The sequence below is a fragment of the uncultured Cloacibacillus sp. genome, from assembly GCF_963926575.1.
Taxonomy (GTDB): Bacteria; Synergistota; Synergistia; order Synergistales; family Synergistaceae; genus Caccocola; species Caccocola faecigallinarum.
The window spans coordinates 399,165-414,050 of sequence record NZ_CAWUXW010000001.1 but is presented as its reverse complement, the minus strand read 5'-3'; the positions used below and the strand labels follow the sequence as shown (position 1 = coordinate 414,050).

The following is a 14,886-nucleotide window of genomic DNA, read 5'->3' as shown; positions in this document are numbered from 1 at the left end:
TCCCGCCGCCCCGCAGCTTCACGACATGAGCACGCCGCTTTACGAAATCCATAATCTCAGACAGAGCTACGAAAAAGGCCGCCCGAACCTCGACATCGCGGAGCTTTCCATAGACGCGGGCTGCGTCACCGGCGTCGTCGGGCCGAACGGCGGCGGCAAGTCCACGCTGCTGAAGGTGCTCGCCTTCCTCATTCCGGCATCCGGCGAGATAATTTTCGACGGACGCCCCGCGGCTGGGCGCGAGCGCGAGATTCGGCGCGAGGTCACCTATCTGCTCCAGGAGTCGTACCTGCTCAAGCGCTCGGTCTTTGAGAACGTCGCCTACGGCCTGCGGCTGCGCGGCGCGGAGAAGCGGCTCATCGATGCGCGCGTGCGCGAGAGCCTCGAAGCGGTCGGCCTCGCGCCCGAGGAGTTTGCCTCGCGCCCGTGGTACAGGCTTTCGGGCGGCGAGGTGCAGCGCGTCGCGCTCGCCGCGCGCCTTGCGCTGAGGCCGAAGGCGCTGCTCCTGGACGAGCCGACCGCGAACGTCGACGAGGCGAGCGCGCAGCTCGTGATGGAGGCCGCGGTGCGCGCCTCGCGCGAATACGGCGCGGCGGTAATCGTATCGACGCACGACACCGCGTGGCTCTACGAGATAGCGTCGAACGTCGTCAGCCTCTACGGAGGCCGCGTCGCGGGCACGGGCGCGGAGAACATCTTCCGCGGCGGCTGGCATCTCGAGGGCGGCTTCATGACGCGCCCCTTCGCCGGCGGGCAGGCGCTGTTCGCCTATCCCGGCGCTTCGTCGCGCGCCGCCGTGCTCAGCCCGTCCGATATAACAGTTTCCGTCGAAATGCCGCCGCGTGCGGAAAATATGAACGTCCTGCGCGGCGTGGTTTCGCAGCTTGCGCTCGAGCGCGCCTCTGGAGCCGTGCTGCTCTCCGCGGACGTTTCGGGCAGCGTCGTAAAGGCGCGCCTCTCGGCCGAAGATACGGCCCGCCTCTCGCTGCGCCCCTCTTCGGAAATTTTTCTTTCCTTCTCATATTCTTCTCTTCGCTGGCTTTGATTCCGCGCGCGCCCGCAATTGCGCGCCGCGCGTTAACATGATATAAAATAACGTGGGTATTGACACGACAACCACCATTTTGCTGACAGCGAAAGGATGATCATATATGTGCGGAATTATGGGTTACGTCGGCGACAGGGACACGACGAGGATAATTCTCGAAGGGCTCGCCAAGCATGAGTACCGCGGCTACGACTCCGCGGGCATAGCGGTTATAAAGGACGGCAGAATTTCCGAGCTTCGCACCGTCGGGCGCGTCGCGCAGCTCGCGGAGAAGGTCGCGGCTGCGGGGCTGACGGGCGACATCGGAATAGGCCACACGCGCTGGGCGACGCACGGCGGCGTGACGGAGAACAACGCGCACCCGCATATTTCGAGCGACGACCGCGTCGTGCTCGTCCATAACGGCATCATCGAGAACGCGCGCGACATCCGCGCCGAGCTCGAATCAAAGGGCATTAAATTCCACACCGAGACCGACACGGAGTCCGCGGTGCAGTACCTCGGCTACGTCTACGACGGAGACCCGAAGGAAGCGATAGTGAAGCTCACGGCGCGCATCCGCGGCGCCTTCGCGCTCGTCATCATGTTCTACGACAAACCGCGCGAAATCTGGGTCGCGCGCAAGGGCTCGCCGCTCGTCGTCGGGCACGCGGGGAACGAGGGCTTCTGCGCCTCCGACCCGACCGCGCTGCTTGAGTTCACGCACGACGTATGGTTCATGGACGACGACGAAATGGCGCAGATAACCCGCGAAGGGTGCAAATTCTTCGACTTCTCGGGGCGCGAGCACGAAAAGGCCTCGATGCACCTCGACTGGGACGCCGCGATGACGAACCGCGGCAAATACCCGCACTTCATGCTCAAGGAAATTCACGAACAGCCCGACGTCGTCGCGCACACGCTGCTGGGCCGCGTCGCGGACGACGCGGTCGACCTCGGCCGCGAGCTCGCGTGGACTCCCGAGGAGGCCGCGCAGTGGAAGCGCATCCACTTCGTCGCCTGCGGAACGTCGCACTACGCCACGATAGTCGCGCAGCATATAATGGAGACCTTCGGCAATTTTGAAATCCGCACGGAGGTCGCGTCGGAATACCGCTACAGGAACATCCCGTCGGGGCCCGACACGCTCGCCGTATTCGTCTCGCAGTCCGGCGAGACGGCGGACACGCTGCACGCGGCGCGTCTCGCTAAAGCGCGCGGCGCTAAGTGCCTCGTAATCACGAACGTCCGCGGCTCGACGATCCACCGCGAGGTCGGCGACGCGCTCATCACGCCGGCTGGGCCGGAAATAGGCGTAGCCGCGACTAAGACATTCACCGCGCAGATAACGATACTTACACTGCTCGGACTTTACCTCGCAAAGCTGCGCGGAGAGCTTGACCCGAACACGGAAAAGCGCCTCGTCTCTGCGCTCATGGACATTCCCGGCAAACAGGCCGCGATGCTCGACCGCGAAAAGGAAATAGAGACGCTCGCGCGCAACTTCGCCGACGCGCGCGGATTCTTCTTCATCGGCCGCGGCATAGCCTACCCGCCGGCGCTCGAGGGCGCGCTCAAGCTCAAGGAAATATCCTACCTCCACGCCGAGGCCTATCCCGCAGGCGAGATGAAGCACGGCCCGATAGCGCTGCTCGACAAGGAGCTGCCCGTCGTCGCGCTCGTGCCGAAGAACGACCTCTGGGAGAAGACCATATCCAACATCGAGGAGTCGATGGCGCGCAAGTCGCCGATAATCGCGCTCGCGACCGAGGGCGATACCGAAATCGGCCACTACACGCAGAACGTCATCTTCACGCCCGAGACTGAGCCGGAGCTCTTCCCCTTCGTTGCGGTCGTGCCGCTCCAGCTATTCGCCTACTACATCGCGCGCCAGCGCGGCTGCGATATAGACATGCCGCGCAACCTCGCGAAGAGCGTCACGGTGGAATAAACGAAAACCTGCGGGCGGGGCTTTGCTCCGCCCCTTTTTATGGGAAAGCCATGATTTTTACGCAACGCAGAAAAATCGCAGCGATAATCCTCGCGCTCCTCCTCGCGTTCCAGCCGCTCTGCTGCGCGCCCGCGCCGGCCTTTGAGCTTAACGCGCCAGACGTCAGCGTCGTGCGCGATTGGGACGGCTCCGACTGGCTCGAGCTTCTCGCGCACTTCTCGGCGTTCACCGGCCTCTCCTACTGGATAGGCTCGGCGGTGTACGAGGCCTACGACGCCGTGCGCGGGCTTGACGACCTGTGGGACTTCCTCTCGCTGCTGCTGCGTCTCGGCCTCATACCGCACTGGTACTACGAGCTCGCGCCCGAGCCGCCCGGCGCGTTTTCGATATGACCCCCTGCGCCTACATACTGCTCTGCGCCGACGGCACCCTCTACACGGGCTGGACCAACGACATAGAAAAGCGTCTCGCGGCGCACAACGCGGGACGCGGGGCGAAATACACGCGCGGGCGCAGGCCCGTGACGCTGCTCTACAGCGAGGAGTGCGCGTCGAAAAGCGAGGCGATGAGCCGCGAGGCCGCGATAAAAAAGCTCTCGCGCGAAGAGAAGCTCCTGTTAAGCGAAGGTAAAATATCCTAACGCGCGCTTGATAATTTAAGCCGCGTTGATTACAATAACAAAGTTTGGGCCTAATAGTAAGGGCCATGAAATTAAGGCAGCTTAAAGAGGTGTATCGCAATGAAGGGACGCACTGACATAGTCATAGGAGTGCAATGGGGCGACGAAGGCAAGGGCCGCGTCGTAGACGTCCTCGCCGCGGACGCCGGAGTGGTCGTCCGCTACCAGGGCGGAGCCAACGCCGGACACACCGTCGTCGTGGACAACGAGAAATACGTCTTTCATCTGCTGCCCTCCGGCATACTCTACACGGGCAAGAGCTGCGTGATCGGCAACGGCGTCGTCATCGACCCCGACACGCTCTTCGAAGAACTCGACGGGCTCGCGGCGCGCGGCAAAAAAACGGCGAAGCTCGTCGTCAGCCACGCGGCGCACATCGTCATGCCCTACCATAAAATAATAGACAAACTCGCCGAAGGAGCGCGCTCCGAAGGCACGAAGATCGGTACGACGGGCCGCGGCATCGGACCGTGCTACGCCGACAAATACGAGCGCATAGGCATCCGCGCCGAAGACCTCGTCAACCCCGACGTGCTGCGCGACAAGCTCTCGCGCACGCTTAAAATCAAAAACGACATACTCACGAAGATATACGGAGCCGAGCCGCTCGACTTCGACGAAATATACGAAAAGGCGCTCGCCTGGGGACGCCGCATGGCGCCGATGCTCGGCGACGCCTTCCTCGAAATCGACGAAGCGGTGCGCGGCGGCAGAAACGTCCTCTTCGAGGGCGCGCAGGCGACGCTGCTCGACATCGACCACGGCACCTACCCCTTCGTCACGAGCTCCAGCCCCTGCGCGGGCGGAGCCTGCACCGGCTCCGGCTTCGGTCCATCGCGTATCGACCGCTCGATAGGCGTCGCGAAGGCCTACTGCACGCGCGTCGGCGAAGGTCCTTTCCCGACCGAGGAGATGGGCGAGGTCGGCGAAGAGCTGCGTCAGAAAGGCGGCGAGTTCGGCGCGACGACAGGACGTCCGCGCCGCTGCGGCTGGTGCGACCTCGTCGCGGTCGACTACGCGGTCAAGGTCAACGGCCTTGACGGCCTCGCGCTCACGAAGCTCGACGTGCTCGACGGCTTCGACGAGATAAAAATCTGCACCGCCTACGAAATCGACGGCAAAATCAGAAAGACATTCCCGAGCAGCTGCGCAGAGCTCGCGAAGGCGAAGCCCGTCTACGCGACGCTGCCCGGCTGGAAGTGCGACATCTCCAAGTGCCGCACCTTCGACGAGCTGCCGCAGGCCGCGCGCGACTACGTCAAATACATCGAAGACAACGCGGAAGTCCCCGTCGTCCTCATCGGCGTCGGCGCGGGCCGCGAAGACACAATCCGCCGCGGACTCTAGCCGGCGGCGCACAATTTACGAAACGAACCGAAGGCCGCCCAAGTGGCGGCCTTTTTGCGTGCGCGCGCGGGAGCGCGGAAAAATCCGCAAGCCTCCGCCGCGCCGCGCGCGCGTGCACAGCGGCGGAAATTTTGCGAAAGGGCCGCGGCTTGACAGCCCGGCGCATTTTTATAGAATTATAGTCAAGTAATTGACCATCAATAAATGTACGGAGTGAGCGCGATGGACAAGGAAGCCAAGAAGAACGCATACCTCTACTGCAAATTCAGGTACGAGCAGTTCGCGCTCTACGACGAGTACGCGAAGCGCCACGGCATGATGATGAAGACCCTGCTCGTCGTCAACGTCCTCTTCTACGCGCAGGAGGGCATGACGCAGAGGGATATATGCCGGCGCACGTTTCAGTCGAAGCAGACAGTCAACCTAATCGTCAAAAATCTGCTGGCGCAGGGCTACGTCACGGTAGACGAAGCACCGGACGACAGGCGCATAAAAATCGTCCGCATGACGGATGCCGGGCGCGCATACTGCGGCCATGTCGTCCGCCACATCACGCGCGCCGAGGACGAGGCGATGGCCATGCTCACGCCTGACGAGCAGGAGCGGCTCGTCGGCCTTTCCAGAACGTTCACGAAAAATCTTGCAATGCTGGTCAATAGGGAAACGGAGGACTGACGGATGGAGCTTTACGAAGCGATAGCAAAACGCAGAATCGTCCGCGACTTCAAGGACGCGGACGTGCCGCTTGCGACGGTAGAAAAAATCATCGGCGCGGGGCTCAAAGCGCCGACGCACGACCACCTGCGGAACTGGGAATTCGTCGTGCTGCACGGCAAAGAGGAGAAGGAGCGCGCGCTTCAGTACGTCGCCTCGGGCATCGGGCCGACGCTCGAAATTTTGAAAAAGACGCTCACCGACGGCACGCCGCAGCAAAAAATGTACGCCGCCGCAATGCCGCGCCAGTACACGATGCTCTTTAACGCGCCCTACGTAGTCATGCCCTTCTTCAAAGCGACGCCGGGCGTCATGAAGCCCGACTCCGTCAGCTCGCTCAACCCGCTCTCGTCGATATGGTGCGTCGTCGAGAACATCTTCCTCGCCGCGGCGGCGGAAGACCTCGCCTGCTCGATGCGCATCCCAGTCGGCAGCGAAGGGCCGAACGCGGCGCGCGCGGTGGGCGCGCCCGACGATTACATGCTCCCGTGCTACATCGGCCTCGGCGTCCCAGCGGACGGCGCGCCGGAAATTGAGCAGATTGAGTACACGGCGAAGCAGAAGATGCGCTTCGGGAAGTGGTAGTGAAAACGGCGGCGCGGCGCGTCTGTACCCGGCGGCGCGTGTTATAGAGATTTATAGTCACTTAACCAAACAACCAAACAAACTATGTCATTCCCGCAATCTTCTGCGCCCGATGATGCGGGGCGAGCTTTGCCCGATGAAACGGGGCAGGCCCGCGGGAATCTCCGTGATAAACGTTAGAGGCGGCAAAGCAACGTATACACTCCGTTTCTGCCTCTAACGATTAGGACGGAGGCCCTGGATAGAAAATTTCCAGGGCGACATAGTTTTTGTTAGAAAGTTAAATCAGTATAATCACTACATGCCGTCCCGGCGCGATTCCGCACCCGACGAGCCGGGCGAGTCTGCGGCAATCTTCTCCGTGAATGCCGAAGCCGCTGCGCGCGTAAACCCTCCGGCTGTTGAGCCGAAAGCTTTTTATTAAATTTAGGTTTGTCTGGGAATCTTAGGAAGTTTCGGGATTTTCACCCGGCACGGTTCAGCGGTTTTGACATCGGAAACCCTGAACCTGTGCTTTCTTTTCGCGCCGTGCGGCGCTTCGGTGAAACTTGCTTCGAGTATTCGCCGTTACTTCTGCTTCACGACGACGTGCTCGACGGGGAGTCCGTCCTTGAGCTCCACGGCGACGAAGCCGCCTTCGGGAGTCATCCAGTAGGGCACTCCGGCTATGTAGACCAGCTTATTGCTCATACAATCGCCTCCTTTTTTCTAAAATTTATGGATTAACCAATCCATACGAGACAATTCTATAACTTTTCGGAGATTTGTCAAATATAAAGGCGGCCTCGCGGGCCGCCCGTTACTATTTTTTTACTTTTTCGCAGCGTTAGGTATGCGGCGCGAGCAGGGGACGCGCACCTGGCATTTGCCGCAGCCGAAGCGCACGCGCTCGTGCGGACCGTGCGGCGGGCGCTTGGTCGAGGTCACCCACGCGTCGCAGAGCTTCTGATCCTTCGCCAGCGCGGGGCCGCGCGACTTGTCTATTGCCTTCGCGGGGCAGCGGAACTGGCAGGCTCCGCATTTGGTGCAGTAGTCGAACGGGCCGCTGTATTTCCTCGGCGTCGGCGCGAGCTCTGCGTCTGTGACGATGCTGCCGAAGCGTCCCGCCATTCCGCGCTCGGTGATGAGCCCCTTCGAGAGGCCGAAGGTCCCGAGGCCGCAGATGTAGGCGATGTGGCGCTCCGACCAGTTCGAGGCGTAGGGCTCGAGCATTTTGAAGCGCGCGTCGGTCGTCGGGAAGGCGGCGGCGAAGCCCTCGTCCTCGAGGAATTTTTTGAGCCGCTCGCCGAAGGCCGCCATCGCGAGCTGGCCTTCGATGCGTCCGTGCAGCCATTCCTCCGAGGTCTGCGTCCCCTCGGCGTTCGAGCTTACGACGCGCTCCGTAAAGGGCAGGAAGAACGACACGACGCTCTTCGCGCCCGGCACCCAGTCGCAGGGCAGCATCTCCTCGGGGTGGACCACCTCGGGACGGCGCAGCTCGGCAAATAGCGGGTCGTCCGCCGGAGCGACGCCGAAGAGCGGCTCGTCGTATATCCTCATGCCCGCGATGTCCGGCCGCAGCGCGTCCTCGGCCGCGACGAAATTCATCGGCCCTTCGAGAAATTTCCGGGCCTCTTCCATAAGTCTGTCTATCGTCATAAAATCCCCTCCGTTTCCCACACTTTACGATAAGTATATCGCCGCGCGCCCCTCGTGTACATGCGCGGCGCGGTGCGAAAAAGCGCCGCCCTTTCGGACGGCGCGCGTTTCGTTATTTTTTCTTTTTCCGCAGAATCAGCGGGGCGGCGGCGAGTAGCGCGAGCGCCGCGAAGCCCGCGGAGCATCCGCCGCCGCTTCCGCCTCCGTGCGCAGGCTCGTCCGGCGAAGGCTCGGGCGCGTCGGCCGCGAGCGACATCCGCTCGAACTCGCCGGTGACGCCGCCGAAGAAGTCCGTTATCGCGGCGCGGTATATGTAGTCGCCGACTATTACGTAAGCGCCGCTGTTGCGTACCGAGGCCCGTCCCGTCGGCGCGGCTGCCCAGCGGTCCGCGTCAAGCTCGTAGTACGCGCCGTCGCCTATGGACTGCGCCGCGTTGTTCGTCCCTTCGAGCGCGACTAAAAATTCGCCGTAATAGCCGAAGGCCGCGCCGGTCCATGAGAACTCGCCCTCCTCGGGCGCGGGGCACGGAGCGCCGGTCCACGAGCTCTCGCCGTCGAAGAACACCGGCGTCGCGGCGTTTCGCCTGTTCCCGCCGAATACGGCTATCGTGCCGTTCCTCGCCGCGGCCATGGCTTCGTCGAGACTGCCTGAACCGAGGGCCTCGGGCGCTTCGAGCTTCTCAGCTTTCCCTTCGTCTGGCGTCAGCCGCCACAGCGTGCCGTTGTTCGTGAGCAGAAGGATGGAGGCCCCGTCTTTCGCGGGAGCGGCGAAGAACGCCTTGTCGTAGGACTGGATTTTGTCAAAGTAGCTTCCCAACTCCGTTATCGACGTTACGCGCCAGCCGCCGTTTTCGTAGCGCGCGACGAGCACGGCGTTTCCTCCGTAATTTCGTATGACGGTCGGAGCGCCGTCGAAAATCGTCATTGCTATGCCGAGGCTGCTGCTGAGGCTGTCGTATTTGTCCTTCGACGAGGCGGCAATCGCGTCGGGCAGCGGCTCAAGCTCGCGCCATTCGTTCTCCGCTATGCTGTAGGCGGCGAAGCGCGGCGACATGCTCTCCGCCTTGAAACAGCCGGTCATGTAGATGATTCCGTTTTCCTCGTCTGCCGCGAGCACGGCTTTGCGCACGTCGCCGAAGGGCAGCTTCTCAAGCGCGGCCCACTGAGACTTGACGTCGCTGAGCGACACGACGACGAGCCGTCCCCAGTCGCCGTCGGGGCGCGTGACGGTGATTTCGCATTCGCCCGAGGGCGCGTCGGCGAGCTTCGCCGTTATTTTGCCGTCGCTCCACGATTCGGCTTCGAGCGTCCGCTCCGCGCCGCCGGCAGAGAGCGTCAGCGCGCCGTCCGCGCCGAAGAAGAAGCCCTCTATTGTGAGCGTTTCGCCTTCGAGCGAGGCCGAGTTCACGACGGGAGACGGGTTGTTGAGCGCCTTTTCGACGCTGAGCCTTCCGCCGGTCAGTATCTTGTCCTTCATCGACGGGATTTTCACCGTCCCGCCGATTATCCGCGCGCGCAGCTCGTCCGGCGTCAGCTCCGGGCGTATCGCGGCGAGCAGCGCGAGGCTCCCCGCCGCGGCGGGCGAGGCCATCGAGGTGCCGTCCATGTAGCGGTATGGGGCCTCTTTGTCGTAGGGCTTGCCTTTCAACACGGCGATGTCTTTAATCCTCACGGTGCGGCTCTCTCCGGCGTCGAGCTCTATCGCGAGCACGGGGTACGCCGCGTCGCTTCGCCACGCCCGCCAGCCGTCGTCCTGTTCCATTTCAAACTCTTCCGCCCACTCGTCATATGGGTCTTTGATGCGCGGTATATTGCCCTTCCACGTATTGCCGTCGTAGTTGTTGTTCGGGCCTATGGTCGTGTCGTATATATCCGCGCCTTCCTCGCCCGCTCCCGCGCGCAGCGAAACGGTGAAGCTCTTGTCCGTCATCGACGCGGCCCACAGATAAACGCCGTCACCGTCGTCATCCTTCGACATCTCCCTTACGGAGGCGAGGTCTATCGCCGCGCCGTCCAGCTTTATCGCGAAGGTTCCCGCGCTGTTCGCAGTTACCTTCTATTCGAGATAGCCGTTTTCGTTCGATAGGCTCTGCCGCCCATCGCCGGAGACTACGCTGTAGGCCGGCATGCTCTTGAAATCCTGATAGTAAAGTATCTTATCGCCGTCCGTCAGCTCTTTCACGAACGAGCTTATGAGCTTCGCGTCCTCCCCGTGCTGCGGCTCGGCGTGTTTGCTGTACGTGCTCAGTATCCACGCGCCGGGCGCGGCTATGTGGACGGAGCGTTTGCCGTAGTTCGAGAACTCGACTATCTCGTCCCACGGCGTCGAGGCCGCGACGACGATGGAGTGCTTCGAGCGGATGTTGTAGGGGAAGCCCATCGTGACGTCGTTGTCCGAGTGGTCGTTGCCCGCAGCCATCACGTTGACGACGCCGGCCTCGCCGAGCGCCTCCATCGCCTCGGCCGCCGTCTTGCTCAATATGGTCGTCTTCCACGAGTTGTTCGTCGCAACGATGTTGACGCCGTCACGCTTAAGCTCGAGCAGGTTGTTGTACGTGTCCACAATGGCGGAGGAGAAACCGTCGCTGTCGCCGAATACCTTCGCCGCGAGGATTTTGACGTTCTGCGCGGCTCCTGCGACGCCGGCGACTCCTTCGCCGTTGTTTGCTTCGGCGGCTATTATGCCCGCGACGTGCGTGCCGTGGCCGTTTCTGTCCATCGGGTCGAAATACGCTTCGCTTGTTTTATCCTGCGAGCTGTCCCAGCCGTGGTGCTCGTATCTGTGGCCGCTTCCGTCCCACATCCTATCTTCAAGGTCGGGGTGCCGGTAGTCCACGCCTTCGTCGACCACGGCGACGACGACGTCGTTTCCGCCGGAGGCCGCGGCCTCGCTCCACGCGCTTTCTACGTCAAGGCCGGCCTTGCCTCCCTCGGGGCTCGGGCTGTCTATTTCGTTCGTGTACGCCCACTGCTCGGGCAGCCCCGGGTCGTCCGTCAGAGAGGTCTTGTAGATTTTGTAATCCGGCTCGGCGTATTCTATCGACGGTTCGTCAGCCGCCGCGGCGAGCATCTGCTCCGTCGTCATCGTCTCGGAGGTGAGCAGCGCTATCGTGGCGCTTTCCTCTCCGTTCGACGCGAGAGCGCGCGGCATGCCGTTCGTCCGCGCGTTTGCCGCGGGCTGGGAAAAATCCCAGCTCTTCGCTACCGTCATGCCCGCGATGCGCGCGCCCGCCGCGTTCCGCGCCGTGAGCATGCGCGCTGCGCCCTCGCGCTCCTCCGTCCGCGCGAGCTTGACGAGTATGCGTCCCTCGGCGTAGGGCTTTTCCGCTTCGGCTGCGGAAGCCGCGCCGGGCAGTGCGAGCATCGCCGCCGATACCAGCGCCGCTATGATTTTGCAGAGTTTTCGTGCCATGCCTTTCGTCCTTTCTTTCGGCGCCGCGGTGCGCCGCGCGCGCTTTTACCAGAATAATTCTATAACGCCCCGCCGCCGGCGTTCAAGCGTATTTCGCGCGCCGCGCGCGCACGCGCGCTTCCTATGATAAGATATGCGCAAGAACTTCCCGCGCGGCGCGGGGCTTGGAGGTCTGGCGCAAAATGAGAAAAGACGACGCTGTTGTGTTCGCGCGCGGCGCGCGTGACGCCGTGCCTGTGATGCTCGGATATTTCGCAGTTTCGTTCACGCTCGGCATCGCGGCGAAGAACGCGGGGCTCACGCCCTTTCAGGCTTTTCTGAGCTCGCTGACGCAGGCCTCGTCGACGGGGCAGTTCGCGGGATATATGATGATTTCCTCGTGCGCCTCCTACGTCGCCGTCGCGCTGATGATTTTGGTCGCGAACGCGCGCTATATGCTGATGTCCTGCGCAATGAGCCAGAAGCTCGCGCCGGGCACGCCGCTGCGCCACCGCCTCGCGATCGCGGCATATCTGACGGACGAGATTTTCGGCCTCTCCGTCACGAAGCCCGCGCCCGTGAACCCGTACTACAGCTACGGCATGGCGGCCTGCGCCGTCCCCGGCTGGTCGGTCGGAACGCTGCTCGGCGTCGTCGCTGGCAACGTGCTGCCGGTCAACGTCGTCGACGCGCTCTCGGCGGGAATCTTCGGCATGTTCATCGCGGTCATCGTGCCGCCCGCGCGCGGCGACAAGACGCTCGCGCTGCTCATCGCCGTCTCGATGGCGGCGAGCTTCATCTTCTCGCGCTTCAATTTCCTCGGCGTTTCAAGCGGCACGAGGACGATAATCCTGACGATTGCGATTGCGGGCGCGGCTGCGTTCCTCTTCCCGCTGAAGGAGGAGGTCTCCGATGAATAAAGAAGTCTACGTTTATCTGTTCGTCATGGCGGCGGTGACGTACCTCATCCGCGTGCTGCCGCTCACCGTGATACGCGGCGAGATAAAGAACAAGCGCGTGCGCGCCTTCCTGCACTACGTCCCCTACGTGACGCTCGCCGTCATGACCTTCCCCGCTATCATGGAGTCCACGGGCAGCCAGGCCGCGGGCCTCGCCGCGCTCGTAGCGGGCGCGGCGCTCGCATGGTTCGGCGGCAGCCTCTTCCAGGTCGCCGTCCTCTGCTGCGCCGTCGTCTTTGCGGTGAATATGTTTATGTAGAATCTCCGCGCGCCGCGGCGGTTTTACTCTTCCGCCGTCTTTGCGCTTTCGCGCGGGAGCTTAGCCCTTTTCATGAATTCTATGAAGTCGCGCTGTATTTGGGTGAGGCCGCCGGATTTTTTGTAGGAGAGGTAGATTCCGCGCTCGGACTCCGGGCTGTCGATGCGGTAGAAAAAGACCTTGTCCGTCGGCGGCAGGCAGTCGAGCAGCGCGTCGCGCACGAAGGCGATGCCCTTGCCCTCGCATGCGAGATAATATGCCGTCATCATCTGTTCGAGGTACATTGAGACCTTCGGCGCGAAGCCGGCGCGGCGGCATATCGCCATGGCGCGGCGGTGCAGGTCGTTCCATTTCGTCAGTATCAGAAATTCCTCGCCCGCGAAGCGCTCCGGCGGCACGGCGGGCTTGCGCGGGCCGCCCTTGCGCGACGCCGCGAGCTCCTCGAATGTGCAGCGGTATTCCTCAAGCCCGCCGTTTACCGCGAAGGCCGCGGGAACGGCCAGGATTATTTCCTCCGTCGTCCACACGGCGGACTCGAAAATATTTTTGTCCGGCGGCTCCGCCTCAAGCATGAAGTCGAGGCTCCCGTCCTTGAGCTTCTCAGAGAGCGCGACGCTGCTGCCCTCGGAGAGCGTCACGACGACGCTGCCGTGCTCTTTGCGGAATTCCCCGACGATGTCGGGCAGCACGTAGGAGCAGAAGAACATCGAGCTGCCGACGCGCAGGCTCGCGGGGCCGCCGCCCGCGAGCTCCGCGAGGTGCGCGCGCATCTCGCGCTCTATCTCCATTATCTTTTCCGCGGATTTTATGTAATATTCTCCGGCTTCGGTGAGCGAGACGGGGCTCGTGCTTCGGTTGAAGAGCGGCAGGCCTAGCTCCTGCTCGACGCGCTTGACCGCGGCGGAGAGCGACGGCTGCGAGATGAAGAGTCGCCGCGCCGCTTTCGAAAAGCTTCGCTCTTTATATACCGCGTAGATGTATTCGATGTCCTTGAGCAACGCGCCGCCTCCTCCCGCCGTTATAGGAACAGCCATATAACGTTATACGCGCATAAGTATTTTACAGCAAGGCGGCGTTTCACTAACATAATGACGGAATAAGAGGAAAAGCGAATTTTTCGGAAACGCCGTGATTCAAGGAAAGGGGAATGAAATATGAGAGATTTCACCGCCGCGAGGGTCGGCGCGCTCGCGCCCTCCGGCATACGCAAGGTCAACGAAAAGGCGCTCGCGATGGAGCGCGCGGGGGAGCGCGTCATTCATTTTGAAATAGGCCGCCCGGACTTCGACACGCCCGCCTACATAAAAGAGGCGGCGGCCAGGAGCCTGCGCGACGGCGAGGTGTTCTACACCTCGAACTTCGGCATGACGGAGCTGCGCGAGGCGATAGCCGAGCGGCTGCGCGCGGCGAACGGCATCCCCTGCGCGGCGGAGAACGTGCTCGTGACGGCAGGGCTGTCGGAGGCGGTCTTCGACCTGCTCTGCACGGTGCTCGACGAGGGCGACGAGCTGCTGATACCCGACCCGGTCTGGATAAATTATCTCAACGTCCCCGCGCTCTTCGGCGCGAAGCCCGTCTCCTACTCGCTGACCGAGGAGAACGGCTTCGAGCCGAGCCTTGAGGAGATGCGCGCGAAGGTAACGCCGCGCACCAAGGCGATAGTCCTGCTCACGCCCTGCAATCCGACCGGCGGCGTGCTGTCGCGCGCGAAGCTCGAAGGGATAGCCGCGCTCGCGAAGGAGCGCGACCTGCTCGTCATCTCCGACGAAATTTACGAGCGCCTCGTCTACGACGGCGAGAAACAGACGAGCATCGCCTCGCTGCCCGGAATGGCGGAGCGCACCGTGACGCTCAACGGTTTCTCGAAGGCCTACTCGATGACGGGCTGGCGCATAGGCTACGCAGCCGCGCCGAAGGAGCTCATCGTCGCGATGAACAAGATACACCAGCACAACACGACCTGCGCCGCGTCGTTCGTCCAGCGCGCCGCGATAACGGCGCTGCGCGACGAAAAGGACGAGGTCGAGTTGATGGTGCGCGAATTCCAGCGCCGCCGCGACTACGCGGTCAAGGCGATAAACGACATGCCGGGCGCGAGCTGCCTCTCGCCGAAGGGAGCGTTCTACATCTTCATCAACGTCAAGGGGCTCGGCCGCCCCTGCGCCGAGGTCGCGGAATACCTGCTCGACGAGGCGAAGATAGCGCTCGTCCCCGGAAGCGTATTCGGAGTCAACGGCGAGGGCTATCTGCGCATGAGCTTCGCCAACAGCCTCGACAACATCGCCGAGGGCTGCGAGCGTATGAAGGCCGCTTTCGCGCGGCTCGCGGTAAAATAA

15 protein-coding genes are annotated in these 14,886 nt (G+C 62.6%); 10 read left to right on the top strand and 5 right to left on the bottom strand.

Annotation, left to right across the window (positions count from 1 at the left end; genetic code table 11):
• The first annotated feature begins 25 nt into the window (after positions 1-25).
• The 7 genes from ABGT66_RS01865 (at position 26) to ABGT66_RS01835 (ending at position 6,303) form a co-directional block, all read left to right on the top strand.
• A complete protein-coding gene (locus ABGT66_RS01865; RefSeq protein ID WP_346688445.1) occupies positions 26-1,045 on the top strand; it encodes an energy-coupling factor ABC transporter ATP-binding protein in 1,020 nt (339 codons plus the stop codon).
• A 106-nt stretch (positions 1,046-1,151) separates the two neighbouring features.
• Positions 1,152-2,978 carry a glutamine--fructose-6-phosphate transaminase (isomerizing) gene (gene glmS, locus ABGT66_RS01860; protein WP_346688443.1) on the top strand — a complete coding sequence of 609 codons (1,827 nt, stop codon included), beginning with the start codon at positions 1,152-1,154 and terminating at the stop codon, positions 2,976-2,978.
• Between the two features lie 50 nt (positions 2,979-3,028).
• A complete protein-coding gene (locus ABGT66_RS01855) occupies positions 3,029-3,370 on the top strand; it encodes a hypothetical protein (RefSeq protein WP_346688441.1) in 342 nt (113 codons plus the stop codon).
• On the top strand, positions 3,367-3,618 hold the full coding sequence (locus ABGT66_RS01850) for a GIY-YIG nuclease family protein (RefSeq protein ID WP_294192807.1): 252 nt from the start codon (positions 3,367-3,369) through the stop codon (positions 3,616-3,618). Before ABGT66_RS01855 ends, ABGT66_RS01850 begins: the two co-directional genes overlap by 4 nt.
• 99 nt (positions 3,619-3,717) lie before the next feature.
• Positions 3,718-5,004 carry an adenylosuccinate synthase gene (locus ABGT66_RS01845; protein WP_346688439.1) on the top strand — a complete coding sequence of 429 codons (1,287 nt, stop codon included), beginning with the start codon at positions 3,718-3,720 and terminating at the stop codon, positions 5,002-5,004.
• Positions 5,005-5,226: 222 nt separating this feature from the next.
• Positions 5,227-5,679 carry a MarR family transcriptional regulator gene (locus tag ABGT66_RS01840; protein WP_346688438.1) on the top strand — a complete coding sequence of 151 codons (453 nt, stop codon included), beginning with the start codon at positions 5,227-5,229 and terminating at the stop codon, positions 5,677-5,679.
• A 3-nt stretch (positions 5,680-5,682) separates the two neighbouring features.
• Complete coding sequence (locus ABGT66_RS01835; RefSeq protein WP_346688436.1) at positions 5,683-6,303, top strand: nitroreductase family protein; 621 nt, start codon at positions 5,683-5,685, stop codon at positions 6,301-6,303.
• A 567-nt stretch (positions 6,304-6,870) separates the two neighbouring features.
• Here the strand turns inward: ABGT66_RS01835 and ABGT66_RS01830 are convergent.
• From ABGT66_RS01830 to ABGT66_RS01815, 4 genes are all read right to left on the bottom strand, one after another.
• Entirely contained in the window at positions 6,871-6,993 is a 123-nt protein-coding gene (locus ABGT66_RS01830; protein ID WP_255376007.1) for a hypothetical protein, read from the bottom strand.
• Positions 6,994-7,113: 120 nt separating this feature from the next.
• Positions 7,114-7,941: a hypothetical protein gene (locus tag ABGT66_RS01825; RefSeq protein WP_346688435.1), complete on the bottom strand. Its 828-nt coding sequence runs from the start codon at positions 7,939-7,941 to the stop codon at positions 7,114-7,116.
• A gap of 112 nt (positions 7,942-8,053) precedes the next feature.
• Positions 8,054-9,919: a Synerg-CTERM sorting domain-containing protein gene (locus ABGT66_RS01820; RefSeq protein ID WP_346688434.1), complete on the bottom strand. Its 1,866-nt coding sequence runs from the start codon at positions 9,917-9,919 to the stop codon at positions 8,054-8,056.
• A 78-nt stretch (positions 9,920-9,997) separates the two neighbouring features.
• Positions 9,998-11,353 (bottom strand): S8 family serine peptidase, encoded by a 1,356-nt coding sequence (locus ABGT66_RS01815; protein ID WP_346688432.1) that lies wholly within the window; start codon positions 11,351-11,353, stop codon positions 9,998-10,000.
• A 182-nt stretch (positions 11,354-11,535) separates the two neighbouring features.
• Between ABGT66_RS01815 and ABGT66_RS01810 the strand changes: the two genes are divergently transcribed.
• Positions 11,536-12,252, top strand: a complete 717-nt coding sequence (locus ABGT66_RS01810) for an AzlC family ABC transporter permease (RefSeq protein ID WP_346688430.1) — start codon at positions 11,536-11,538, stop codon at positions 12,250-12,252.
• Positions 12,245-12,550: an AzlD domain-containing protein gene (locus ABGT66_RS01805; RefSeq protein ID WP_346688429.1), complete on the top strand. Its 306-nt coding sequence runs from the start codon at positions 12,245-12,247 to the stop codon at positions 12,548-12,550. Before ABGT66_RS01810 ends, ABGT66_RS01805 begins: the two co-directional genes overlap by 8 nt.
• A gap of 23 nt (positions 12,551-12,573) precedes the next feature.
• On the opposite strand, the gene ABGT66_RS01800 is transcribed toward ABGT66_RS01805, so the two are convergent.
• The gene (locus ABGT66_RS01800; protein ID WP_346688427.1) at positions 12,574-13,548 is read right to left on the bottom strand and encodes a LysR family transcriptional regulator; all 975 of its coding nucleotides are present in this window, start codon (positions 13,546-13,548) and stop codon (positions 12,574-12,576) included.
• A gap of 156 nt (positions 13,549-13,704) precedes the next feature.
• On the opposite strand from ABGT66_RS01800, the gene ABGT66_RS01795 reads away from it, so the two are divergent.
• Positions 13,705-14,886, top strand: a complete 1,182-nt coding sequence (locus ABGT66_RS01795) for a pyridoxal phosphate-dependent aminotransferase (RefSeq protein WP_346688426.1) — start codon at positions 13,705-13,707, stop codon at positions 14,884-14,886.